The organism is Brachyspira murdochii DSM 12563, from assembly GCF_000092845.1.
Lineage (GTDB): Bacteria > Spirochaetota > Brachyspiria > Brachyspirales > Brachyspiraceae > Brachyspira > Brachyspira murdochii.
In genome coordinates this window covers 2734872-2759662 of the sequence record NC_014150.1, presented here as the reverse complement: position 1 = coordinate 2759662, position 24791 = coordinate 2734872, and the positions used below count along the sequence as shown (strand labels likewise).

Below are 24791 nucleotides of genomic sequence, written 5' to 3'. Positions count from 1 at the left end.
TATTAAATGATTAAAAAACTGAATAATGAACGCAAACAAAACATTCTTAATCTATTAAAAAAATGCAAAGAAACCGATAAAAACTTTAAACAATTTGCATCAGAAAGCCATGAATATAAATTAAATCCTCCTATAAGTAAAAATAAAGTTATAGAATTAGAAAATAAATATGAATTCAAACTGCCAGAAGATTATTTTTGGTTTATAACTGAAGTAGGAAACGGAGGTGCTTGTCATGGATATAGTATGGATAAATTTGAAGATATGTATTTTGATTATTTGAAATATGACAGCAGAATAGATTTGATGAGAGAATATTCAAAAAAAGTAAATGAAGGAAATGCTAATGATATAGAAAATACAGACTTTGAATATTACGGAATATTAAGGTTTGGTACTTTGGGCTGTTCATCTTCTATAGGATTAATAGTAACTGGAGAAAATAGAGGAAAAGTTGTTTATTATGATGAAGAGTTTTATGAAGAACCTTTTATAACATGTTATGATAATTTTGTAGATTATTACGAAAATTGGGCTTTGGAAACATCTCTTAATTATAATATGGGTTCTTTTGGAATAAGGCTAAAACTTGAAATTGATGATTTAATAAAAAGCTATTATAATATATTAAATAACAATACAAAAGAAGAAATTTTTATAAATAAACAAAGTATCATAACAACGATGCATAAATACAAATTATTAGAAGAAAAATATCTAAATGAAATATATAATTTATACAATTTGGAAAAAGATGAAAATTATAAACTACTATTTGCTGTTTTATTAATAAATCATAATTACAAAAAAATAGAAAAACATATAAAAGAAGCATTTAAAAACAAAGATATTATAGATTCTTATGTTAGAGTTTTATATTTCAAAGTTCATGCAGAAACTGATTTATATATAAGTAATTTTAAAAAAGAAATCTTTGATTGGACAGATGAAATAAAATTGGCATTGGAATATTACAAAAAATTATCTAATGAAGAAAATAAGAAAAATAACTTTAGTATTTTTATAAACATGGCTTTATATCTATATAAAAATAATTTAATCGATTTTAACGAGTTTGATATATTTATTAATAACAGAAACTCTACTATATTGTATCTTCTATCTATCAGCAGTTTAGAAAATGATAATATATTCAATATTTATATAGACGAATTTATAAAAGCATGTTCAAATAAAAACACAGAAAAAATAAGAAATACAACATCATACTTAGAAAATATTTTGAAAAATAATAAAAAATATAAAAAAGAAATAATAAACACAATAAAAACAGAATATCAAAAATTATTAGAATATTATAAAGTAAATGAGCCTCAAGATAAATACATAATTGACTTTATTAGCAATACTTCAAAAAGAATATTTAATTATTAAAATAATATACCATTAGGAATAAAGATGAAATACAAGCCTACTTCCAAAAAAGAATTAAAAGATTTAATAACAGATGAAAGTATTTATTTAGGTGATATTGATACCAGCTTAATAACTGATATGGCAAACTTATTCGATTTTTTTAATAGAGATAATTATGATGGTATAGAGAATTGGGACACTTCTAATGTAGAAAATATGGCTGGTATGTTTTCTGCTAATAGGAATTTTAATAAGGATATTAGTAAATGGAATGTTTCTAAAGTAAAAAATACAGCTTATATGTTTTTCTTGGCTGAAAAATTTAATCAACCTTTGAATGATTGGGACGTAAGTAATGTGATAAATATGAATAGTATGTTCATGAATGCTAAAAGTTTCAATCAGCCTCTTGATAATTGGAATGTAGGTAAAGTTCAAAGTATGAGCGATATGTTTCATTGTGCTGAAAGTTTTAATCAAAATATAAATGACTGGAATGTAAGTAATGTAGAAAATATGAATCATATGTTTTCATCTGCTCATAAATTTAATCAGCCTTTATTTAAATGGAATACTTCTAAAGTGAAAGAGATGTCTGGTATGTTTTCATTGGCTTATGCATTTAATCAGTCTCTTAATAATTGGAATGTAAGTAACGTTACTAATATGAGATGCATGTTTATGTTTGCAAGAGATTTTAATAGACCTATTAATAATTGGAATACAAAAAAATTAAAAGATGCAGGAAGTATGTTTTCAAATACATCAGCATTCAATCAAAATTTAGATGATTGGAATATTGATAATCTTTCAGATATGAGTAATTTTAATAAAGATTCTGCATTAGAATTAACTTTTAAATTCAAGACTTATTTATATGCATTGACTTTGGATAAAGAAGAAAAAAATAATTTAAATGATTTTATAAAAAACAATGTAAAAAAGATATATGAAATTATAGAAAATCATAAAAATAAAAAAGTTAATTTTCTTAAAAGATATTTAATAAATAATTTTTATAATGAATTAAAAGAGTTAATACCAAATTATATTGAAAGTTTTAATAGCATAGAAGAGGTTTATAATTATATAGATAAAAACTATAATAAAAAAGATGATAAAAAAGTACAATTTATAGATGATATAAAAATTGAAAATATAGATAAAAGAATAATAAAATATATTTACTTATCATATTTAGAATTAAAAAGAGAAGCCTACAGAATAAAACAGATAGATTATATTATAAATTTAATTGATGAAAAATTTTTTATAAATGCAATAAAAACAATATACATAAACACCAACAAAGAAACCTCAGCTATTATCTATGGAATATATGGAGGCGATGAAGCATTAAGAGAGATTTACAAAAAAGAAAAAGATTCAAAATTATGTTTGATTATATTTTCTATCAATAAAAACAGTAAATATGCTATTAACATGCTTTATAATGTGTTCAAAAAAAGCAAAAAATCTGAAGTAAAAGAGATGACAGAAAAAATTGTTGAAGATATAGCAAAAGAAAATAATTTGAGTGTTTATGAATTCGGATTAAAAGCTATACCAAATTTCGGATTTGATAGAAACGGAGAGAAAATAATAAATAATAATCAATATAAAATAATTTTGAAACATGATTATACTATAGATTATTTTGATATTAAAGAAAATAAAATATTAAAACAAATACCTAAAAACTTTGATGATAGTATAAAAGAAGAAATTAAATACATAAAAAAAGAAATTCCAAATATTATAAAAAATCAGAGTAGAAATTTGATAAAAATTCTATTAACAGGAAAAAAGTATGATTTCAATTTTTTTAAAGAAGTATTTATTGATAATCCAATAATGAATAAATTTGCTGTTAATTTAGTTTGGAATTTATTTGATGAAAATAATAATTTTATAACAACATTCAGATATTCAGACGATGGTAGTTATACAAACTACGATGATAATACAGTAAATATAAATGACAATTATTTTGTAAGTTTATCAAGCCCTATAGAAATGGAAAAGAGTATTATATCAAAATGGAAAAAACAGCTTGAAGACTATGAATTATCACAGCCGATAATGCAGTTTACAAATATACAAATAAATAATTTAGAAGAAGTGTTAAACAAATTACAAAATATAGAAATAAGCTATGGTACAATAAAAGCATTTTCTCAAAGATATGATATGAATATGGAACATAAAAGTTATTATGAAATTAACGGATATTCTTATAAAGATTCATACAATAATCAAGATTTTTATATAAAAACAAAAATTATCAATACTGAAACCAATTATAATGATAAAATAAAAATTAATATAGAGTTCAATAATTCAAGTAACAGATTTATATATACTTGGCTTATACTCTTAATATGGGATTTAAGATTAACAGAAACGTTTTAATAATCAATATTATTATTTTTTAAGAACTCTATTGCAGGATCTATATTTTCAAGGGCTAATTCTTTCATGTTATCCATAATTGCATTTATTTCATATTCATCATTATTTTTTAAAGCTGTTTGATATGATTTATTAAAATATTCTAATGCTTCACTATTTAATTTATTATAATTTTCTATATTGTTTTTTTCTTTTAAAGCCAATCTTGATTTCACCTCTCCTATATTGTTAGTAGGAATGGCAAGTTCAGAATTTATTTCTAATGCTTTATAAAAATTTTCTAATGCCTTGTCATATTCTTTTAATTTTACATAACAGCTTCCCAAATTATTAAAAGCATAATCATGTTTATGATTTAATTTCACAGTAGTTTCATAATCTCTAAAAGCCTCATCATAATTTTTCAATGCCTCATTTGCAATACCCCTATTATAATATGCCTCATCATAATTTGGATTTAACTCTATAGCTTTATTAAAATCTTCGATAGCCTCTTTATATAAATATAAATCAAGTTCAGCATTTCCCCTATAACCATATATTTCATAATTATAAGGTTCTAATTCTATAGCCTTATTATAATCATTAAGAGCATCTTTTATTAATCCTGCATTATGTTTGGCAATAGCCATTTTATAATAACATTCATTTCCAAGTTCTATAGCATTAGTATAATTTTCTATAGCATCATCATATTTTTTTGATATTTCATTTAAAGTTGCTTTCAAAGTATATAAATAAGCTCTATCAGAATCTGATTCTATATAAAATAATGCTTCGTCAAAATCTTTCATAGCTTCATCATACATGCTAAGCTCAATTTTTACCTTAGCCCTTTCATAATAAGCATCTATATAAACATTATCCAATTCCAAAGTTTTATTATAATCTTCAATAGACTCATCATAATATCCTAAACCATACTTGGCATTTCCTCTATAATAATATGCATCAGCAAAATCAGGATTAACCTCTATAAATAGATCAAAATTATTAACAGATTCTTCGTATCTCTCTAATTCCAAATAACAAATACCCAAATTATAATAAACAAATATATTATCATAATTAATTATAGCATTAAAATCTTTTATTGCCTCTTCAAATAAATTCACGCTCTGTTTGCATAAAGCTCTATTATAAACAGCTTCTTTATCATTATGATTTAATTCTATAACTTTATCATAATCTTCTATTGCCTTATCGTATGCTTCTATTTTTGAGTATGTTAAAGCCCTATTATAATAAGCCTCATCATCATCAGGATTTAATTCTATAACTTTATTATAATCTTCTATTGCCTTGTAATATTCTTCTATTTCACAGTATGATGAAGCTCTATTATAATAAGCGTCTATCTCATTTTTATTTATTTCTATAGCCTTTGTATAATCTCTTATAGACTTATCAAACATATTTAATTTAGAATAACTTAATGCCCTATCATAATAAATATATCCTTCATTAGGTAAATAGTAGGCAGCAATATCAAAATCCTTTACAGCTTCTTCAAATAAATTCAAATGAAACTTTGAAAGTCCTCTGTAATAATAGTAAATATAATTTATTTCATCGAAACTGTTAAGCAATGTATCAAAATCTTCAATAGCCTTTTTATGTTTATTTATCTTAGCATAGCATAAAGCCCTTATATAATATGCATTCTGCAAATTAGGATTAACTTCTAAAGCCTTAGTAAAATCAGAAACGGCATTTTCGTAAAATTTCAAATGATACTCAGCTACTCCCCTACTGTAATAAACATCAAAAAAAGAAGAATCCAATTCTAAAGTCTTATTAAAATATTCTATAGCCTCATTATAATTTTTAAGATTATGCTTGGAAGCTCCTATATTATAATAAGTATTAGCCAAAAGAGCATGTATATTATCAGTATCATCTTCATTATAAATAATATATTCATTATCAGAATAAAAAACTAAATCTTTATTATAAATATCAATTATCTTTTCTAAGTTATAAATAGCCTCTTCATATCTTTTTTCTTTAAAAGCATTTTTTCCTAATTCAAATAATTGCTGTACTTCTTTTTTTATCATTCATTTATCCTGAATATCAATTTATAATTTGTATATTAGAATATTTTTATAATTTTTCAAGCAGTAATAATGAAAATATCTTGATATATAAATTCTATCTGTTATACTAAATTTTAATAATTAACATAATAATTGGAGAATATTATGAGCAAAGAAAATTTAAACAATAATGATTTAAATAACGAAGAAATAAACACTTCTGGTTTTGATGCCATAACTAAAACTTTTGAAAAAATATACAAAGAACAAAAAGAGCCTTTACACTACAGACCTATAATAAGCTATGAACTTGGAGGAAAAGACCCTCTTGACGGAGTAAGCGTTTACAGGTGTGATGGATATTATCATTTTGTTACTTACGGATTTAGTGAACTTTATGAAAAAGAATCTGAAGATAAAGAATACAGCGGATTTGGTTTTGAACTTACTTTTAAATTAAAAATGAATGAAAAACAAGCTTATAATACCAAAGACGAAGACGCTTCAGATGATGAAATAAAGTCAGCAGTAGGATTTTTACAGCAACTGGCAGGATATGTATTTGAAAGCGGATCAATATTCAATCCATACCAATATATATGGACTAAACAAAAAGAAGGAATAGACTCAAAACAAAAATCTAAAATAACTGGATTCATAACGATACCAGATGAAGCAGGCGAAATAGACACACCTAATGGAAAAGTTATTTTTGTTGAGCTTGTCGGAGCAACTGACAGCGAACTTAATGCTATATATGACAAAAAAATAACAGTAAAAGAATTAGCTCAAAAAATAGGAACGGATATAACAGATTACAACAGGGCTTCTTTATTGTGAATATTGCAGTATACACATAAACAAGTTTGTAAAAAATAAAGTTATATTTTGTTTTTAATATTTGTGACTTTGCCTTATAGCCAAGTTCTTTTATGACGTCTATCAGCCGGCGGCGTTGTATGAAAGAACCAAAAGAACTGCATTTGACGAAGTCTATCTTTATGGGTAGTTTAAATTTATGTTATATGCTAAATTTAATACATACATATAAAACATAAAGCTCTCATAATTACGTTTTTCATGAAGCTTGCCTATGGTAAAACTTTGGAGAAGCCATGAAAAAAGTTAATAATTATGTATAAAATGCATAAGTTAACAAAATAAAATTGTTACAGTATATAGCTAAAAAATAAATTTTTTAGCTATCAATCAAAACCTCTATTAATTCTGACTGTAATGCACTATTTAAATAATTATTTTTTATTTCTCTTTCATATATAAGTTTAGTATATCCGTATTTATTTGAAAGCACATACAAATAATCTCCAAGCATAACAGCTTCAGATACATCATGAGTAACATAGAAAAAAGTTTTATTTGTATTTAGCTGTATTTTTTTTATTATATCAATAAGTTCTTTCTTCTTTTTTATATCCTGCCCCTGTAATGGCTCGTCCATAAGTATAAAATTTGAATCATAGGCTAAAGCCCTTGCAAGTGATAATCTCTGCCTCATTCCTCCGCTTAATTCGCTTGGTTTTGAATATATATTTTTTGTTAGCCCTACCATTTCTAAAGCATATTTTATTTGTTTATCTATTTTGTTTTTTTTATCTTTCTCTTTTATTTTATCTTTCAGCACATATTCTATATTTTTGTAGCAGTTAAAATAATTAAGAAGTCTAGGATCCTGATATACAAATGCTTTATCATCTTTAGCGATATGTGAAGAGATTATATTTAAAAGTGAAGTTTTTCCAGAACCTGAAGAACCTAATATTATATTTATACTGTTTAAATGAAAATCTATATTGAAATTCTTAAACACTATTAAATCTTTATATGATAGATTTATATTTTCTAATTTAAATATTTTATCTGTCATGAGTAATCCTTATAATGATTTCCAAAACAGCATTAAATATCACAGCAATAAGAGAGTAGGCAAATAAACTTACAGTATCCAAATATAAATGCGACTCATAAAGTCTGCTTCCTATACCAAAGCTAGGAAGTGCCAATATTTCAGCCGCTAATATGCTTTTCCAAGTAATACCCATAGACTGTGATAAAGCAGTTAAAACATAAGGTTTTATATAAGGTATATAAAGATTAATTATCTGATTTTTTAAAGATACATTGTAAGACAAAGACATTTCTATAAGATTTTTATCAACATTTATAATGCCGTTAGTAATAGCATCATATATTATAGGAAATATAACTAGCATAGATACAAATATAGGCACAGTATCATTATCAAACCATATTACAGCAACTAATATAAGAGGTATTGTAGGTATAGTACGTATAAAATTTATTATAGGCATAAGTATATATCTTAAAGGTAAAAATATACCCGATAATACCCCGAATAAAAAAGCAGACAAAAATGACAAAATAAATGCCGCAAATACCCTAACTATACTATACATCAAATCTTTATAAAATGATTTTTCTAATACAATATCACCTAACTTTTTTATTATTGTAAATATATTTGGAAATATTATTTCAGAATTGATTTTAATAGAAATAAAGCACCATAACAAAATAAAGATAATTATACCAAATAATATATATATAATTTTTTTATTATTCATTTCATTTTTATTTTATTCTTTTAAATACAAGTCTTTCCTCATCTAATGTTATTATGGTAAGCATATTGCTTGTAAGCTCTATTGAAGATGCTTTATTTAATAATTCAATATATTGTCTCTCTGCCTCAATAGCTTCTGATTCTCCGCCCATTTTTGTAACAACCATATCTTTAAATATAATCATATCGCCTCTTCTCATTTCATACTTTCCTAAATAAGTATTAAAACCGCTGTATCCGTAAAACTCTTCATTATAAAAAGATATAGTAATACCTCTTCCTTCAAACATATTAGTAAGCTGAAATGTTTTTCCATTAAGCGTACTTGTAGATACTGCTATTGATTTCTTTGATGAAGCACAGGAGCTTATAAAAATTATCATAATAAAACTAAATATTAATACAAAATTTCTTACCATTAAAATATCCCAATAATTATATTTCTTCAAACACTAAATTATTATTTGACAACAATGTATATATTGTTAATTTTTTTCCTTTAATCTCATATGAAGTTGCATTTTTAAGCATATTAAGATATTCAATTTCAGCTGCAATTTTCTCTCTGCTTCCAGTCTTTTTTGTCATAGATATAGATAATACATTAAATATATCACCGTCAAGCATATATGATGATGAATAATTATTAACAGCAGAAAATCCAAAAATAGTGTCTGGAGTAAACTCTATAGTGATATTCATTTCCGGATAAATACTTATCAATTTAAATTTTCTTCCATTAAGACTATCATCAGTATTAATTTCTGTATGGGTAACAGATTTTGTAGTTGAACAAGATAATATAATTAATAATATAGCTAAAACCTGTACAATATACTTCATAATTATCCTAATTTAATTTATAATGCTGTTATTATTGTCGGTAAAAAGTTTTTATATTTAAATATGTATTTTTATATATTATCCAAATGTTAGTGCTTTAAAACATGTTGAAATTTGACAATTATAGTATTATAATATTAAAATAATATTTATCAATTATTTATTAAAGGATTTTTAACATATGAATAAAATTATAACAACTATTTTTATATTAATATTAATTATTAGCTGTAATAATAATGCCAAAAAAGATAATAACAGTCAATCAGAAGAAAATTATCTCGTAATAAATAAGCCAAAATCAAATGCTGAAAAACTTCAGATTTATGCTAGTATATACCCTATATATGACTTTGCTAAAAAAATAGGCGGAGAAAAAGCAGATGTTTATAACATGACTTCATCAGGTTCAGAACCTCATGACTTTGAAATAACTTCAAAAGATATGGGTAATTTAACTAAAGCAGACCTTTTTGTATATAACGGAGGCGGAATGGAACATTGGGCTGATACTGTAAAAGAAAGTATAAATGATTTAAATTATTTAGAAACTTCATATGGTATAGAAAAAGAAGAATTAGACCCTCATTTTTGGCTTTCTCCTATAAAAGCAAAAAAACAAATGGAAAATATCAAAAATGCTCTCTCAGAAATAGATAAAGATAATGCCGGCTATTATAATTCTAATTACAATATATACGCTGTACGTTTAGATGAGCTTGATAAAAAATTCAAAGATAATTTATCTAATATAAAGAACACCAATCTTATAGTAACACACCCTGCTTTCGGTCATTTCTGTAAAGAATATTCTTTAAATCAGGTGGCTATTGCAAGAGATGAAGCTGACCCTAAAGCTATGTCAGAAACAATAAGTTTTATGAAAGATAATAATATAAAAGCTATATTTTATGAAGAGTTTTCAAGTTCAAAATTGGTGGATTCTATAGCTAAAGAAACTCAAGCTTTAACATACACTCTAAACCCAATAGAATCTTTAAGCGAAGAAGATATAAAAAATGGCGAAGACTATTTTTCTGTAATGGAAAAAAATCTTATATCATTAACTAACGGTCTTAATCAATAAGATATCAAATATAAATATAAAGAATAATATTATGGATAAAGTTATAGAGTTTAAAAATGTACATTTTGGATATACTTCAGAGGACATATTAAGATGCATAAGTTTCGATATAAATAAAGGTGATTTTGTATCTATAATAGGCTCTAACGGAGTTGGAAAAAGTACTATATTAAAACTTATACTAGGCGAACTTCATCAATATAAAGGAAGTATAAAACTATACGGAGAAGATATAAATAATTTTAAAGATTGGAAAAAAATCGGATATTTAGAACAAAATGCATATTCTAAAATAATGAATTTTCCAGCAACAGTTTATGAAATTGTAATGTCTAATAATTTTGCTGATATAGGGTTATTTAGATTTCCTAATAAAAAACATCATAATAAAGTTATAGAAGCCTTAAAACTTTTGGGTATGGAAAATTATAAAGACAGAATGATATATAAACTTTCAGGCGGTCAGGTTCAGAGAGTATTTTTAGCAAGAACTTTAATATCAAAACCAAATTTGCTTGTACTCGATGAACCTACTAATGGAGTTGACAGAGAAACAACAGAACTAATATACAATATACTTTATAATTTAAATAAAAATGAAAATGTATCTATAATAATGGTTACACATGATGTGGAAAGAATGTCAAAAATATCAAATAGAATATTTTGTTTTGAGGACGGTACTTTAATAGAACTTGAAAAGAATCAAATAGATATAGAGCTTTCTCATAAGCATAAACACCCTAATAGTGATAATGCTTGTTCATGCTGATTTTGATTACATTTTATAATATTAATTAACAAAAATATATTTTAATGTAAAATAAATTTGATTTTTTAGTATATAATATATATAATTTCCTAAATTTTTTTAGGAGAATTCAAACTATGAAAAAAGTTTTATTTACTGTAATTGCTGTACTATCTATAAGCAATGCATTAGTTTTTGGTATGTACGGCAATAATAATGATTGGATTGACTTTCTCACAGATGGAAATCAATTCAGAGCCAGAATGGATCAATTAGGCTTTACATTAGGAAATGATACCATTAAAGGTACATTTGGTTTTAGAGCTAATACTGGTTATTTAGGCTCAATACTAGTTTCTTCAGATAATAATTTTAATTTGGATGCAACTATATCTGCTGGTATAGGATATACTTCAGACTTGATAGGCATAGGTATAGGATACAATTACACTATGCCGTTAATAGATGAAATTCTAAATTCGCATAAAAATTTTGGTATACATACTCCTGTTTTGGCTGTTAATGCCTTAAACAATAACCTAAGAATAGTAGTTCCGGTACAAATTGCTGTAACAGATTCTCTATTTAACGTTAATAATTATAAATATACAGGTATAAGCCTTGACCCGCAAATAAGATATTATAGTGATTCAGATATTTTTAAAGAATTCAGATTGACATTAAAATACGGAATTAATCAGACTAAAGATACCTATTCTACATACACAGCTTCATCATTCGGTTTTGATTTCAGACTATATTTTGGAGCAGTAGTTGGAAACGTTTCTCTTACTCCGTTTATTAAAGTTACTTATGATACTTCTTTAGGTGCTAAGGGAAAAACTTTAGGAAGTTATGAAGTATATTCAGACAGTGTAATAATACCAACAAGTGTAGGTACTGATTTGCTTGAAAGAGAGACTTATCAATTATCAATACTTCCTACTTTAGGATTAGAAGCGAGCAGCGATATAATTACTTTATATATGGAACCGGGTTTGGGATACTCTATTATTGATGAGGGATTTAAAGGTTCTGGTCTAATTCATGCTTTAGCTTGGTCTGCATATACTGAGCTTTATATTACTCCAGTTGAAGATTTAGAATGGTATTTTGAGATGGACATTAATGGAGATTATGCTCCAAACGGAAATTCTATACCTGTATATTTTGAAACTACTACTGGAATCACTTGGTACTTACCTTCTTTTGGTAATGAATAATAATATATAATTTTATTATATTAAGGGCTTATATTTAAATAAGCCCTTTTATAAACTTTCATTTTAAAATAATTATAGTATAATATCTTCAATTATCATTGATTTTTGGAAAACTTATATGGAAATATTTCAGTATGATTTTATGCGTAAGGCTTTTATAGTAGGTATTATGCTTGCTGTAATTATACCATGCATAGGTGTTGTAGTTGTATTAAAAAGGCTTTCTATGATAGGAGATGCCATATCTCATACCTCTCTTGCAGGTGTTGCTTTCGGGCTTGTATTTAATATTAATCCTATAGCAGCCTCAATTGTATTTTGTATATTGGCGGCTTTATCCATTGAGTTTATCAGAAAAAAAATATCAAAATATGGAGAAATGTCTATATCAATTATAATGTCTTTATCAATAGGAATTGCAGGAGTACTCTCAGGGTTTGTTTCCAACAATGCTAATTTTAACAGTTTTTTATTCGGAAGTATAGTAGCTATAAGTGATTTTGAATTAAAGTTAATAATATTAATAAGTTTAATATCTATACTTGTTTTTATACTTTTATATAAAGAGATTTTCTATATAACATTTAATGAAAGATTAGCTAAATTATCAGGTGTTCCAGTTAATAGGATAAACTTCATATTTACAATACTTACAGCTGCCGCCGTATCAATATCAGCAAGAACGATAGGCTCTTTAATAGTATCGTCAATGATGGTAGTTCCTGCTGCATGCTCTATGCAGATTGCAAACAGCTATAAAAAAACTATTATTTATGCTGTGATTTTCAATTTATTTTTTACAATACTAGGAATATTTATTTCATACTATAAAGGATTAAAACCCGGTGCTACCATAGTTTTGATAAGCATAATAACTTTTATAGCCATACTTTTGATAAAATCATTACCGTCTTTTAAGAAATAATATTAGTTTATAATACATAATTGACAATAAAGTAATTTTGATATATTATTATTATCATTATCTACAAAATTATTTAAGGAAGTAAGATTATGAAAACTATAGATGCTAGAGGCGTGCCTTGCCCAAAACCATTAATTCTAACTAAAACTGCTCTAAACAATGCTGCATTAAACGAAGAAATAGAAGTTCTTATAGATGATGATGTTGCTTTTCACAATATCACAGACTTCTTAAAAAATAATGGCATAACATACACTAATGAAGGTCAAAACTTTAAAATTGTAAAAAATAAAGAATTGTCATTAAATAACAGCAAAGAAAAATCATCAGGACCTGTAATAGCAGTAGTTGATAAAAAAGTTATGGGACTTGGAAATGATGAGCTTGGAGAATTATTATTAAAGGCATTTTTAGGTGCTTTAAAAGATGCAAATCCAAAACCTGAAGCTTTATATTGCTATAACGGCGGAGTTTATTTGGGTATTGAAGAGCCTTATAAAACTTTACTTCAGGAATTAAGAGATGCAGGAATAAAAATATTTTTCTGTGGTACTTGTGTTAAATTTTATGAATTAGAAGGAATTAAAGTAGAAGAGCAAACCAATATGCTTGGAATTATAGAGGCTATGGCTAATGCTTCTGCTGTAATAAGGGCATAAAACTTATTTTTATTATGAAAAATTATTATTTTGATAATTCTACAACTAGTTTTCCTAAACCTAAGGAAGTTGCCGAAGAGATGTATAATTTTATAATGAATGTAGGCGGCACTTACGGAAGAGTTAACACAAAAAGAGGAAAAGAAACCACTCAGAAGATAGAAGAATGCAGAGAAATATTAGCTAAAAAATTTATAGGCACTAAAAATGACGCCAATATAATATTTACTTCTGGGGCTACTAGATCTGTAAATGATATACTTATAGGTTTGAACCTGCATGATTGTAAAATATTGATATCTGCTTTGGAGCATAATGCAGTGCTTAGACCTGTATACAAGTTAAATAAAAATAATAATGTGGAATATAAAATAATACCTTCAATAGAAGGCGGTATAATAGATACAGATGCTCTTAAAAGTATAATAAAAAAAGAGAAAATATCATTAGTTATAGTTAATATGGAGAGTAATATAAGCGGAGTAATACAGCCTATAGCTAAAATTAAAGAAACCATAGGCGATATACCGATGCTTGCTGACGCTACTCAGGCAGTAGGAGTGCATGAAATAAAAGCTGATGAATGGAATGTTGATTTTATAGCATTTACTGGTCATAAAGGACTTTTAGGACCTACCGGAACAGGCGGTTTTTATGTGAAAAATCCAGAAAACCTAAATCCTGCATACTTCGGAGGCGGTTTTGGAGATGGATATGAAACCCCATATAGTGTACCGGAAATATATGAAGCAGGAACTCCCAATACTGTAGGAATTATAGGACTCTTGGCGGCACTAAAACACAGACCTGATTGGAATATTACTACGGAAGATTTGATAGACACAATAAACAAAATAGAAAATCTCAAGAAATATAAAACTGTATGGTCTAAAAATAAAAATACGCAGGGGTTTGTATTTTCTATAACTACTAATTCTATAAGTATGTCAGATTTAGCTCATAAACTATATGAAGACTATAATATAGAATGCCGATATGGTTTTCATTGTGCTTTTTTAGCACATAATTTTTATAAAAATGATAATGGTGCTATAAGATTTTCTTTCTCACCGTATACTACAAAAGAAGATTTAAAATATTTAATCAATACATTAGGAAATGAATTATGGTAAAGAGTTTTTGTTATTTACAAACACCTAGAGATTTAATTAAAGCAGAAAAAATTTTGCTTGATGCTGGAATAGAAGTAGTTGTAAGACCTGCACCTGAGCCTGTATTCGGTGTATGCAATATGGCTATAGATATAGAGGATAATGATAAAGTATATATTGTATCATTGCTTGAGGCAGCTGGTTTGGTTGTAAAAGTAAAAGATACTGAAAATTAACAAAATATTTAAATGCTTGGTTTTTATTACAAAAATAAGCATTTAATTTTATAATATATCACTATTATTAATAAAATCTGATATATAATTATTTTTAAATAATTCAAATATTAAATTAATCACTTTTGATTTTTCTATATAATTAAAATATTCCGGAAGATAATACATAATTATCGAAGATAAAAAATAAATAATAATGCATGCAGCAAATAAAACTATAGCAGCACCAATAATCCTATCAACCCAAGATAAATATATTATTTTCAAAATATCTTTTACACTTTTTTCTACCTTTGAAAGTATTATCCTTATAACAGAGTAAGTAACTATTAAAGATATAATCTTCAAAATAATAGAATGATCAAAATATTTCGACATATGATTATATATAATAGGAGCTATTATAAAAGAAACTATCACAGCAGCAATAGGTATAATAATAGATATAAGTCCCTTTTTAAAACCATATATAAATAATATGGTCAATATTATAATCAATAATGTATCAATATTAATCATTATGATTTCTTTAGTAATGCTATAATAGGGGCAAATGTGAAGCTGCTCTTCTTTCTATGTGTATTTATAATATTTGATAATGCCTCTATATCAGTATGAGAAAATGAAGAATAACTTCCTATTTTTTTAGTTATATCGTTAAGCTCATCTTTAGTTTTTATTATAGTATTAAAATTATTAAATATTTTATATACATCTTGATTTTGATATTCTATTTTTGCATTTAAATTATTCTGAACATCAAGCATAGCAGCAATATTTTCTTTTATAGATAAAACTATCAAATTCTGATTTACCAAAATATTAGACATAACTTCATTATACTGCTCTAAAGATTTAAAATTACTCAACTTTTTAGAATCGCTGCTGATATCATTTTCTATTTCATTAATAAGATTGTCTATATTTTCTGCAATACTGCTTACCTCTTCTGAAATAATCTTGCAGTGATCATGTATATAAAATGAAGAGTTTTCTATTACAACAAGTCCTGCAAATATATCAGTAAGCATTTTTTCTATTGCTTCTGTTCCTTTAGATATTTCAAAAGATAAAGCACCTATCTCCTTTGCCACAACAGAAAAACTCTTTCCATAAAAACCAGCTTTAGATGCCTGTATTCCGGCATTTATGGATAAAAGGTTTGTTTTATTTGTAATGGCTTTTATATATTCTATTGTGCTGTATATTGCCTCTGTTATTGTGCTTACATCTTTAAACTGATCTGCTGATTCTAATATAATAGAAAGAAATCTATTAGATGTTTCAATTAAACTTTCTTTTATAAGTCTTAACTCATTTTTTAAAGTCATTATTTGTTCATTAGAAAAATCAGATTCTTTCAAATTTGATATTGTCTGGCTTAATACTCTAAAATGTTCCTGCATTTGAGATTTATATTTATCAAAAAATGTAAAGATGGTATTTGTATATTTTAATCCGTCTTTAATAAGATTTTTCTTACTATTTTTTGCTTCTATTAATTTATCATTAGCATCTAATATAGCATCTATCTTAGAACTAATAATATTATATGCATCTTTAGTTTCTTTATCTATCTCAAATACAAACATAGACGTATCCATTAAATTTTTATCTATATTATTTAGCTCCTCTGAGATTCTATCTATATTATTTAATGTCTTTAAATTAAGATGAAGTTTATTATTTAATATACTCTCTCTCTTTATAGAATCAAGGGCATTTTTGGCAAATGAAGAAAATATTGATATAGACCTAAAAGAAGATGATATTATTATAGCAAGCCCTATTCTATCATAATCAAGACCATTTAAAGTTTTATCCACATATAAATATCTTACTATTAAAATTAATGATATTGAATTTGCTATAATCATAGGTATATTTACTTTATAATTATAATTCATTATCATATCTGATAAAGAAGATATAAACATTACAAAAAATACAAATAATATAATACAAGTTCTAAGTAAGAAAAATAAACCTCTAGGTCTTAAGAAATATGATACGCTGGAAGAATCATAATAATTAATAGTAACTGACAAAAATCTGCTTGGATATATTATAGTAAAAATTATTAATACAACCGATAAAACTATACCAGTTATAAAAACTACATTATTTACATTTGATAAAGTTTTATTCCCAGATATAAAACTCTTTGTATTTATAGGCATAAGCATTACAGCAATCAGTATTAATATACTATTGGCAGTATACATATTCAAAGCTATAGTTTTATTGATACCATACAATTCAAAAAATATTATAATAAGAGATATAATATTATAAATGAGTATAAATGTAAGTGTAACAGAAATAGTAATATATATAGCCTTTTTCGTTTTAATAGAAAGTAATAAATATAACATAATAAATACGGACATTAAAGAAATACCAATAATAGGCACTAATAATTTTAGTATTGTTATATTATATCCTAATATTAAATTTGATAATATATTCATATCTGTTCCTTATTAAATTACTTTAGAATATTCATCAACCTTATCTTCTAAATCATTAGTATATTCTAAGAATCTTTTCATCTCCTCATTAAGTTTGCTAGTAACAGATTCTAAATCATTAGAAGTAGCCAATAATTTATTCATATCTCTCATAAGATTTTTTACCTCATTATTTTCTATAGAAGCTTTTTCTGATATATCCAATATATAAGCATTAATTTCTTCTATCTTGCTTTTTATATTAAGAAAATCATTCTCTTCATTAATAATAATATTAGTCATATTTGATATTGAATTATACATCTTATCAGTATTTTTTATTATATTCATATTGTAATCATTTTGTTTTTCCATATTTTTATTAAATTTATTAAGCCTGTCATAATGATTTTTCATCTCTTCTATAAGCAAAGATACATTATTAGTAATATTATTGCTTGAATAATTAAACTTTTTAAATATATCCTCTATTTGAAACAATAATTTTTGCATATTATTTGTAGCATCAGAAGTTTCAAATACTAATTCTGCTACCTCTTTAGATACAACAGAAAAATTATTATACCATTCTCCAGCCTTTGAAGCCTGTATACTTGAGTTTATGGCAAGAGTCTTAGTTTTATCAGACATATTTGTCATAAAAGAAATAATTCTATTAATTTGAAAACTTAATTGATTAAAAGATTCTGATTTACTAAACTCTTTAATAAAATTATTTTTTTCCTCTTCAAGTTTTTTTTGGAAATCTTCAAATAAACTCACTGTATCTCTGCTTTCTGCCTGAAGCTTATATATTTTTTCTACAGATTCCTGAAGTTTTAAATTTGATTCTTCAAGTGCTTTCTTCTGCAGTTCTACAGATATCTGCAAATTAGGATAAGTCTCTACTAATTCGTTAATTTTATCTACATTGATTTTGCCATCATTAATTTGGAAATTTTCTATAGTTATAAATTCATTAGTATACTCTATAACCTTATTTATATCATTTTTCAAATTATTAATTGTTGAATATGTGTTTTCAACTCTGCTTACCAAATTATTTACAGAGTCTGCAAAATTATCTTTTAGTTCTGATAATTTTTCAGAAGTGTTTATTGCTGTATTAATAATAATAGAATCCTGAGCTTTTATGCTTTCCAAATCATAAGACTGAGTAGTTTTCCTATGTATCGCTGAAATAAATCTGCTTACAGAAAAATATATCATTATAACATTAAATACAGCATATACTAATGTGATTCTTGAAAAAGTTAAATTTGAAAAAAACAAAAAATTACTTGAATATTCTCTATATATTGATACGCCATTAAAATCATCAAAAAATGCCAAAGAGATTAATGATATTAAAACAAGAAAATGTATATTTTTCTTAACTTTTTTATTTACAGTCATTTCATATATAAAAGCACATATAATAACAAAACAATATATTGTAAATATAAAATCTCTGAAAACATATACAGGACCTAACTCTCCTCTGCTTTTTATACTGTGTTTCATAGTATCATTTAAAGTAGTTATAGGATTATTAGAAGATATAAAAGCCTGAGGATATAATAAGGCTATAGCAGACAATAATATAAATATAAATACAATTGCTATATAAAGCTTATCTAATACAAAATGAAATTTCTCACTTAATGTAAGCTGGGTTCTTATGTAGGCAAGCCAAGGGATAATAGTAAGAGATAAGGCTAATTGCTCAAATTTATATAAATTTAATGTTAATGGGTGATTAGGACTATATAATGATATGATTATATTTATTGCTTCTAAAGCAGAAAATACAAAACATAAAAAACCTAAAGACAATATAATAGCCTGCGTTTCTTCATACAATTGAAAATATATATAAGCATATAATATTATACCTACAATAGATATAATAGTTGCTATAACTGGAATTCCTAATTCTAATGTTATAAGAGAAAAATTGTAATTCATAAATCCTCTACAATTAAATCAATTTACAATATATTATAAGTTAATTTTAAGATATTAAAAGTATGAAAAAAATAAAATTAACTAAAAAATAAAATATCGTTTATATAATCGGAATTAGTTTATTAAGTATTTACCTAGCTTGCAATAATTTTCAGCATTACATACTGTATATTTTATCATTATTTTTTGATACAAATACGAAAATATTTTACTCTGTAAGCTTTCTAACCCATCTTTCTTTTTTAAGCATTATTACACCTATTGTAATTTTAGCAAAGTCAGTTAATTTTGCTATACCAAACATAGCAACAGGACCTACAGAAGTAAATTTAGCAAGTATCAAAGCCAAAGGAGCAAACATAAATAAAGATACAGGTACATCCACAGCAAAACCAAATACTGTATCTCCTCCAGCTCTAGAAACTGCAAACTGAGAATTAATATAAGTCCATACCGGCATATAGCATGATATTAATATAACTAAATTTCTAGTAATTGCTTGGGCATCAGCAGTAAGTTTTGAGAATATTACTGGAATAAGTAAAGTTGATGACATTTGTACAAGCCCTACAATCAAACCAGCTATAATAGCACCATTCATAATCCACCTTGCCTTATCTTTAGCCTCTTCAAGCTCCCCTCTTCCAAGTGTACCGCCTACTATAACCATAGTAGAAACAAATACACCTTGAAACACAAGATAAAATATATTAGCTATTGTAAAACCAGAAGCCATTCCAGCAACTGTTTCAGCCCCTCCCCTACTATTATAAAGTGCTGTCATAAACATCTCGCTTAAACCCCAGCTTATCTCGCTTAAAAATATCAAACTAGATTTTTTGAGCATAGAATAAAATACATTTAATTTTACTTTTAATATTTCTCTAGTTCTAACATAAAACTTCTCTTTATGGAGTTTTATATAAGCTATGAATAGTACCATCTCTATTATTCTAGCTATGAGTGTGGCGATAGCAGCCCCTCTCTCTTCTAGTCTTGGAGCTCCTAAATTACCGTATATTAATATATAGTTTCCAAGAGTATTGCATAATGTAGCTATAACAGATATTATAAGCGGTATATGCGGTTTTCCTATTTCTCTGTATGAAGAACCTATAGCACCAGATATAGATATTGGTATAAATGTAAAAGCTATTATACTCATATATTTTGTACTTGATACAAGTATAGCTTCCTGAGAAGTATTTCCTCTAGTCATTAAACGCATAAATATTTCCGGATTAATAAGCATTAATACCATATAGATAATAGAAATAACAAGCGGAAGTATAACTTTAAATCTGAAAGCCTGCTGCATACCTTCTTTATTATCAGCCCCATTATTCTGAGCCATATATATTCCGCCTGCCCCATAACAGGTATTGAGTATAACAAGATATATAAAGTTTAACTGATTAGATACATTTACGGCAGCCATTTTTATATCGCCTAGTTCTGCCACCATGAAATTATCTATTAATGATACCATACCCATTATAAGCTGCTGAAGCATTACCGGTACTGCAATAGATATGCATAATTTATAAAAGTCAAAATTTCCAAAGAGTGTTTTCTTTTTATTAATAGAATTCATAATATAATCTCTAAAAAAATTATTCTGATAAATAAAAACGTGAAGTAATATATAATTAATTATATATTTGTCAATATGTTTTAATAATTTTTTATATAAAAGTAAAATAAATAAAATATTAAAATAATGTATTTTATTGACAATTTTTCAAATTAATGTATATTATTAAATAATTCTTAAAAAATAATTAATATATAGGATTTTTACATGTTCATCGCATCGCATCGCATCGCATCGCATCGCATCGCATCGCATCGCATCGCATCGCATCGCATCGCATCGCATCGCATCGCATCGCATCGCATCGCATCTAAATAAATTAATTTCTTATATTATTAATTTTTATATCATACAATACCTAATTGTAAAATATTATATTAAGTTAGAAAATTATATAAAATATTTTTTTAGCAGTATTTTTAATTCAATAAGTTTTAATAAAGTCTTTAGGAGCAATAATGCCTATATTTAATAAATTATTGCATTCTAGTATAAGAAATAAGTTATCCAAAAAAATATCTGACGATTTGAAAAAAAAATCAATTAATGCTAAAGATTCAGAATATACAAATTATATACCTATACAATATAACTCATCTAATAAAATTGATTATATATGTTCTATAAAGAATGCTGTAATTTATTCAGACTGCGGATTCATATTTACTAAAGATGACAAATTGATAAAAGATAATTTACATGATGATATGATAGAACCTAGTGCACAGTTATCAGGGAGATTTCTATTTTTTAATTTACGCAGAAAAATTAGAATTAAAGGTAATATTTTTGCTTTAAAATCTGCGGCTCAGGAATATTACGGACATTGGGTTCATGATATATTATCAAGATTATTTATACTAAAAGATTCTGGATTATTTGATAAAATAGATAATTTTATTATAAGTGAAGGCTGTAAAGCTAAATTTTATAAAGAAAGTCTTGAATTATTCGGAGTTAAAAATGTTATTAATGTTCCAGATGAAAAAAAGATAGAATGCGAACATTTATTTTTTAGTTCTTTTCCTTGTTTAGTACCTTCAAAACCTTTTAAATGGGAATGCGACAAGTTTTTAGAGTTTACTGAAGGATTATTAAATAAATGTAATATTGAATTTCATGATAAAGTATATATAAGCCGTAAAAAAGTAAAAACTAGAAATATTATAAATGAGAAAGAATTACTTGATGTACTTCTACCTTTGGGATATAAAGTTATATATCCTGAAGACTATTCTATAGCAGAACAATTTTGTTTATTTAATAAAGCTAAAAAAATAATATCTGTTTTGGGAAGCGGATTAACTAATATAGTATGCTGTGATGATAAAACTTCTGTACTTGGTATAGTAGCTAATGTACGTTATGAGGATTGTCATAGATATATATGCAATATAAAAGGGATGAAATACTTTGAGTATGTAGAAGATAATCCTAAAAATATACATTATTTTTACAATATAAAGGATAGAGATAGATATAATTTTTCTATAGATTTAGAAAAGTTCAAAAAAACTCTTGAAGACTTTGAGAAATGCTGATTATAAAATATTAGATCAATTTATATACACATCAATATAATTTTTATTAAATGAGTTTGCCGTATATGATGATACATCATAAAAAAATTTACCGCTGTACTCACTTTCTAATCTTGAAAATAAACATATTTTTTGCAATCTGTTTCTATTTCTATTATTATCTGAATATTGATTTGGTGATAAATCATCTGGTACTATTATATAGTAATTGATTTTAATAAAATTAAAATCAAATAACTGATTAAATGTTTCTATTAACTTCTCTTTTTTTAACAATTTAAATAATACTATTAAACTTTCTATTCCTTGAACTTTTAATTTATTATAATAATTATCTTTTTTACTTGTAATATTTTTAAACTCAATTAAATCTATGGTATCATTTTTTATATGCAGCATATCTACAGATTTGAATTCAGTATTTCCTTGAGTCTCATTTTCAGATTTAAATTTTTTTGATAATTTCGCATCAAAGTTAATCGATATTTTATTATTTACAATAAATAATATTGTTTTGTTTTTATCTCTATTATCTGAAGAAATTTCTGTTATAGTGCTATAGCAATCTTTATAATTATTTTCTAATCTTCTTTTTATTTCATTATAATCAATCATAATTCAATTAAGCATATCCTTGTCTAAAATATCATATGCTTCATATAAGGTATCATATATTAATTTCAAATTACCATTAACATTTTTTATCAAAGCATAACCATCATCTTGTTTTTCACTTAAATAAAAGTTAGTTTTATCAGCAATTTTTTCTGACTTTTCAGAATACTTTTGTATAGCCTCTATAAAATAAGGACTATGAGAATTTATTAAAATTTGTATATCCAATTCTTCAGCCATTTTAACCATAAGTTTAGCATATTCAATCTGCCATTTAGGATGCAAATGTACTTCAGGCTCATCAAGTATCAAAATATGTTTATCATTAAAAATACCAGATTTAAGCAGCAAATCTATTATAGCGAAAGATTTTATACCAACTGCAGTATTTGAAAGTTCTATATAGTTATTATTTCTTTTAAATAAAATTAAATCTTTGCTTCTGTCATATTCTACAGAGCCATTTATATTTTTTTGTATACTATCTGATAATTTTTTTGTTTTATTTAATTCTTCAAAAAGAAAATAATTATTGTCTGTTATATATTTTCTTCTATTTTCAATTATTTTTGTTCCTAAATCTACTAAATGATTATCAACCTTATAGTTTCTTAATTTATAATAAAAAATATTATTTTCTATCATATTAAATATAAATGGAGTTTCTATATATGTTATGTCAGATGCATATACATTTCCTATCAATTCATCATCATTAAATTGATTATTGATAATATCTATATTTATAATTTTATTATTATCTTCCAATATAGATATATTTGATTTTTCAGCATTAAAAGATTGTATATTATTTTTTAATTCATTTAATATATGCTGTTTAACACTATAATGTTTTATTTCATTAATATTTGGTTTATTTATTAATATATTAAAATATTCTTGAATATCTTCTTCTATACAGTTGTATAAATCATATGTTTGAAGTAAATTTTTAAATTCCTCAAATACATAATAATATTTATCTAAATTATCTGTATTAAAATTAAAAAATCTTCTTATTTCATTTATTTTTTCTTGAAAATCATTAATATCTAATTTATTTTTTCTAACCAAAGAGTTTTTATCATTCATTTTTTTTATAAACTCATTTTCTAATTTTCTTATTATATTTCTTGTTATTGGATATATTTTTATTTCTTCAACATATTCTTTATAGTTTTTTTCAGCATTATTCAACCCAGCAACTACAGCATATAAAGCCTTTCCTACTGTGCTTTTTCCCGTATCATTTTCTCCTGCTATCAAAGTAAGCCCATCTAATACTATATCAGCTTCTTTTATCATTCCTATATTTCTTAATTGAAGTTCCATATTTATTCCAAGTTATTATTAAATG

General features: G+C 25.1%; 22 protein-coding genes. 11 read left to right on the top strand and 11 right to left on the bottom strand.

Features of this window, described 5'->3' with window-relative positions:
- Positions 1 to 6: 6 nt before the first annotated feature.
- The gene (locus tag BMUR_RS12220; protein WP_013114851.1) at positions 7 to 1395 is read left to right on the top strand and encodes an SMI1/KNR4 family protein; all 1389 of its coding nucleotides are present in this window, start codon (positions 7 to 9) and stop codon (positions 1393 to 1395) included.
- A gap of 24 nt (positions 1396 to 1419) precedes the next feature.
- Positions 1420 to 3789, top strand: coding sequence for a BspA family leucine-rich repeat surface protein (locus BMUR_RS12215; protein WP_013114850.1), 2370 nt, complete (start codon positions 1420 to 1422; stop codon positions 3787 to 3789).
- Here BMUR_RS12215 and BMUR_RS12210 read toward each other — a convergent pair.
- Positions 3786 to 5849: a tetratricopeptide repeat protein gene (locus BMUR_RS12210; protein ID WP_013114849.1), complete on the bottom strand. Its 2064-nt coding sequence runs from the start codon at positions 5847 to 5849 to the stop codon at positions 3786 to 3788. The genes BMUR_RS12215 and BMUR_RS12210 overlap by 4 nt on opposite strands.
- A gap of 144 nt (positions 5850 to 5993) precedes the next feature.
- On the opposite strand from BMUR_RS12210, the gene BMUR_RS12205 reads away from it, so the two are divergent.
- Positions 5994 to 6668, top strand: a complete 675-nt coding sequence (locus tag BMUR_RS12205) for a suppressor of fused domain protein (protein WP_013114848.1) — start codon at positions 5994 to 5996, stop codon at positions 6666 to 6668.
- A 358-nt stretch (positions 6669 to 7026) separates the two neighbouring features.
- Here the strand turns inward: BMUR_RS12205 and BMUR_RS12200 are convergent, their stop codons facing one another.
- Genes BMUR_RS12200 through BMUR_RS12185 form a run of 4 tightly spaced genes read right to left on the bottom strand, consistent with a single transcriptional unit; the run spans position 7027 to position 9273 of the window.
- On the bottom strand, positions 7027 to 7713 hold the full coding sequence (locus BMUR_RS12200) for an ATP-binding cassette domain-containing protein (RefSeq protein WP_013114847.1): 687 nt from the start codon (positions 7711 to 7713) through the stop codon (positions 7027 to 7029).
- Complete coding sequence (locus tag BMUR_RS12195; protein WP_013114846.1) at positions 7703 to 8431, bottom strand: ABC transporter permease; 729 nt, start codon at positions 8429 to 8431, stop codon at positions 7703 to 7705. The genes BMUR_RS12200 and BMUR_RS12195 overlap by 11 nt, the downstream gene beginning before the upstream one ends.
- A gap of 7 nt (positions 8432 to 8438) precedes the next feature.
- On the bottom strand, positions 8439 to 8849 hold the full coding sequence (locus BMUR_RS12190; RefSeq protein ID WP_013114845.1) for an META domain-containing protein: 411 nt from the start codon (positions 8847 to 8849) through the stop codon (positions 8439 to 8441).
- A gap of 16 nt (positions 8850 to 8865) precedes the next feature.
- The gene (locus BMUR_RS12185) at positions 8866 to 9273 is read right to left on the bottom strand and encodes an META domain-containing protein (RefSeq protein ID WP_013114844.1); all 408 of its coding nucleotides are present in this window, start codon (positions 9271 to 9273) and stop codon (positions 8866 to 8868) included.
- 181 nt (positions 9274 to 9454) lie between these two features.
- Here BMUR_RS12185 and BMUR_RS12180 point away from each other — a divergent pair, with 181 nt between their 5' ends.
- The 7 genes from BMUR_RS12180 (at position 9455) to BMUR_RS12150 (ending at position 15266) form a co-directional block, all read left to right on the top strand.
- Positions 9455 to 10360, top strand: a complete 906-nt coding sequence (locus BMUR_RS12180; RefSeq protein ID WP_013114843.1) for a metal ABC transporter substrate-binding protein — start codon at positions 9455 to 9457, stop codon at positions 10358 to 10360.
- 31 nt (positions 10361 to 10391) lie between these two features.
- Positions 10392 to 11132, top strand: coding sequence for a metal ABC transporter ATP-binding protein (locus tag BMUR_RS12175; protein ID WP_013114842.1), 741 nt, complete (start codon positions 10392 to 10394; stop codon positions 11130 to 11132).
- A 116-nt stretch (positions 11133 to 11248) separates the two neighbouring features.
- Positions 11249 to 12334 carry a serpulina hyodysenteriae variable surface protein gene (locus BMUR_RS12170; protein ID WP_013114841.1) on the top strand — a complete coding sequence of 362 codons (1086 nt, stop codon included), beginning with the start codon at positions 11249 to 11251 and terminating at the stop codon, positions 12332 to 12334.
- A gap of 118 nt (positions 12335 to 12452) precedes the next feature.
- The gene (locus tag BMUR_RS12165) at positions 12453 to 13259 is read left to right on the top strand and encodes a metal ABC transporter permease (RefSeq protein ID WP_013114840.1); all 807 of its coding nucleotides are present in this window, start codon (positions 12453 to 12455) and stop codon (positions 13257 to 13259) included.
- Between the two features lie 89 nt (positions 13260 to 13348).
- Complete coding sequence (gene yedF / locus BMUR_RS12160; RefSeq protein ID WP_013114839.1) at positions 13349 to 13918, top strand: sulfurtransferase-like selenium metabolism protein YedF; 570 nt, start codon at positions 13349 to 13351, stop codon at positions 13916 to 13918.
- A gap of 14 nt (positions 13919 to 13932) precedes the next feature.
- Positions 13933 to 15051, top strand: a complete 1119-nt coding sequence (locus BMUR_RS12155; RefSeq protein WP_013114838.1) for an aminotransferase class V-fold PLP-dependent enzyme — start codon at positions 13933 to 13935, stop codon at positions 15049 to 15051.
- Positions 15045 to 15266: a putative Se/S carrier-like protein gene (locus BMUR_RS12150; protein ID WP_013114837.1), complete on the top strand. Its 222-nt coding sequence runs from the start codon at positions 15045 to 15047 to the stop codon at positions 15264 to 15266. Before BMUR_RS12155 ends, BMUR_RS12150 begins: the two co-directional genes overlap by 7 nt.
- 48 nt (positions 15267 to 15314) lie before the next feature.
- Here BMUR_RS12150 and BMUR_RS12145 read toward each other — a convergent pair whose 3' ends face one another.
- The 4 genes from BMUR_RS12145 to BMUR_RS12130 all read right to left on the bottom strand — a co-directional run bounded on the left by BMUR_RS12145 (position 15315) and on the right by BMUR_RS12130 (position 21278).
- Positions 15315 to 15785, bottom strand: coding sequence for a CvpA family protein (locus tag BMUR_RS12145; protein WP_013114836.1), 471 nt, complete (start codon positions 15783 to 15785; stop codon positions 15315 to 15317).
- A complete protein-coding gene (locus BMUR_RS12140; protein WP_013114835.1) occupies positions 15785 to 17737 on the bottom strand; it encodes a methyl-accepting chemotaxis protein in 1953 nt (650 codons plus the stop codon). The genes BMUR_RS12145 and BMUR_RS12140 overlap by 1 nt, the downstream gene beginning before the upstream one ends.
- 12 nt (positions 17738 to 17749) lie before the next feature.
- Positions 17750 to 19684, bottom strand: a complete 1935-nt coding sequence (locus tag BMUR_RS12135; protein WP_013114834.1) for a methyl-accepting chemotaxis protein — start codon at positions 19682 to 19684, stop codon at positions 17750 to 17752.
- A gap of 208 nt (positions 19685 to 19892) precedes the next feature.
- Positions 19893 to 21278, bottom strand: coding sequence for an MATE family efflux transporter (locus BMUR_RS12130; protein WP_013114833.1), 1386 nt, complete (start codon positions 21276 to 21278; stop codon positions 19893 to 19895).
- A gap of 458 nt (positions 21279 to 21736) precedes the next feature.
- On the opposite strand from BMUR_RS12130, the gene BMUR_RS12125 reads away from it, so the two are divergent.
- Positions 21737 to 22819: a glycosyltransferase family 61 protein gene (locus tag BMUR_RS12125; RefSeq protein ID WP_013114832.1), complete on the top strand. Its 1083-nt coding sequence runs from the start codon at positions 21737 to 21739 to the stop codon at positions 22817 to 22819.
- A gap of 15 nt (positions 22820 to 22834) precedes the next feature.
- Here the strand turns inward: BMUR_RS12125 and BMUR_RS12120 are convergent, their stop codons facing one another.
- Positions 22835 to 23434, bottom strand: a complete 600-nt coding sequence (locus BMUR_RS12120) for a hypothetical protein (RefSeq protein ID WP_013114831.1) — start codon at positions 23432 to 23434, stop codon at positions 22835 to 22837.
- A 3-nt stretch (positions 23435 to 23437) separates the two neighbouring features.
- Positions 23438 to 24766 carry an AAA family ATPase gene (locus tag BMUR_RS12115; protein WP_013114830.1) on the bottom strand — a complete coding sequence of 443 codons (1329 nt, stop codon included), beginning with the start codon at positions 24764 to 24766 and terminating at the stop codon, positions 23438 to 23440.
- Between the last annotated feature and the right edge of the window lie 25 nt (positions 24767 to 24791).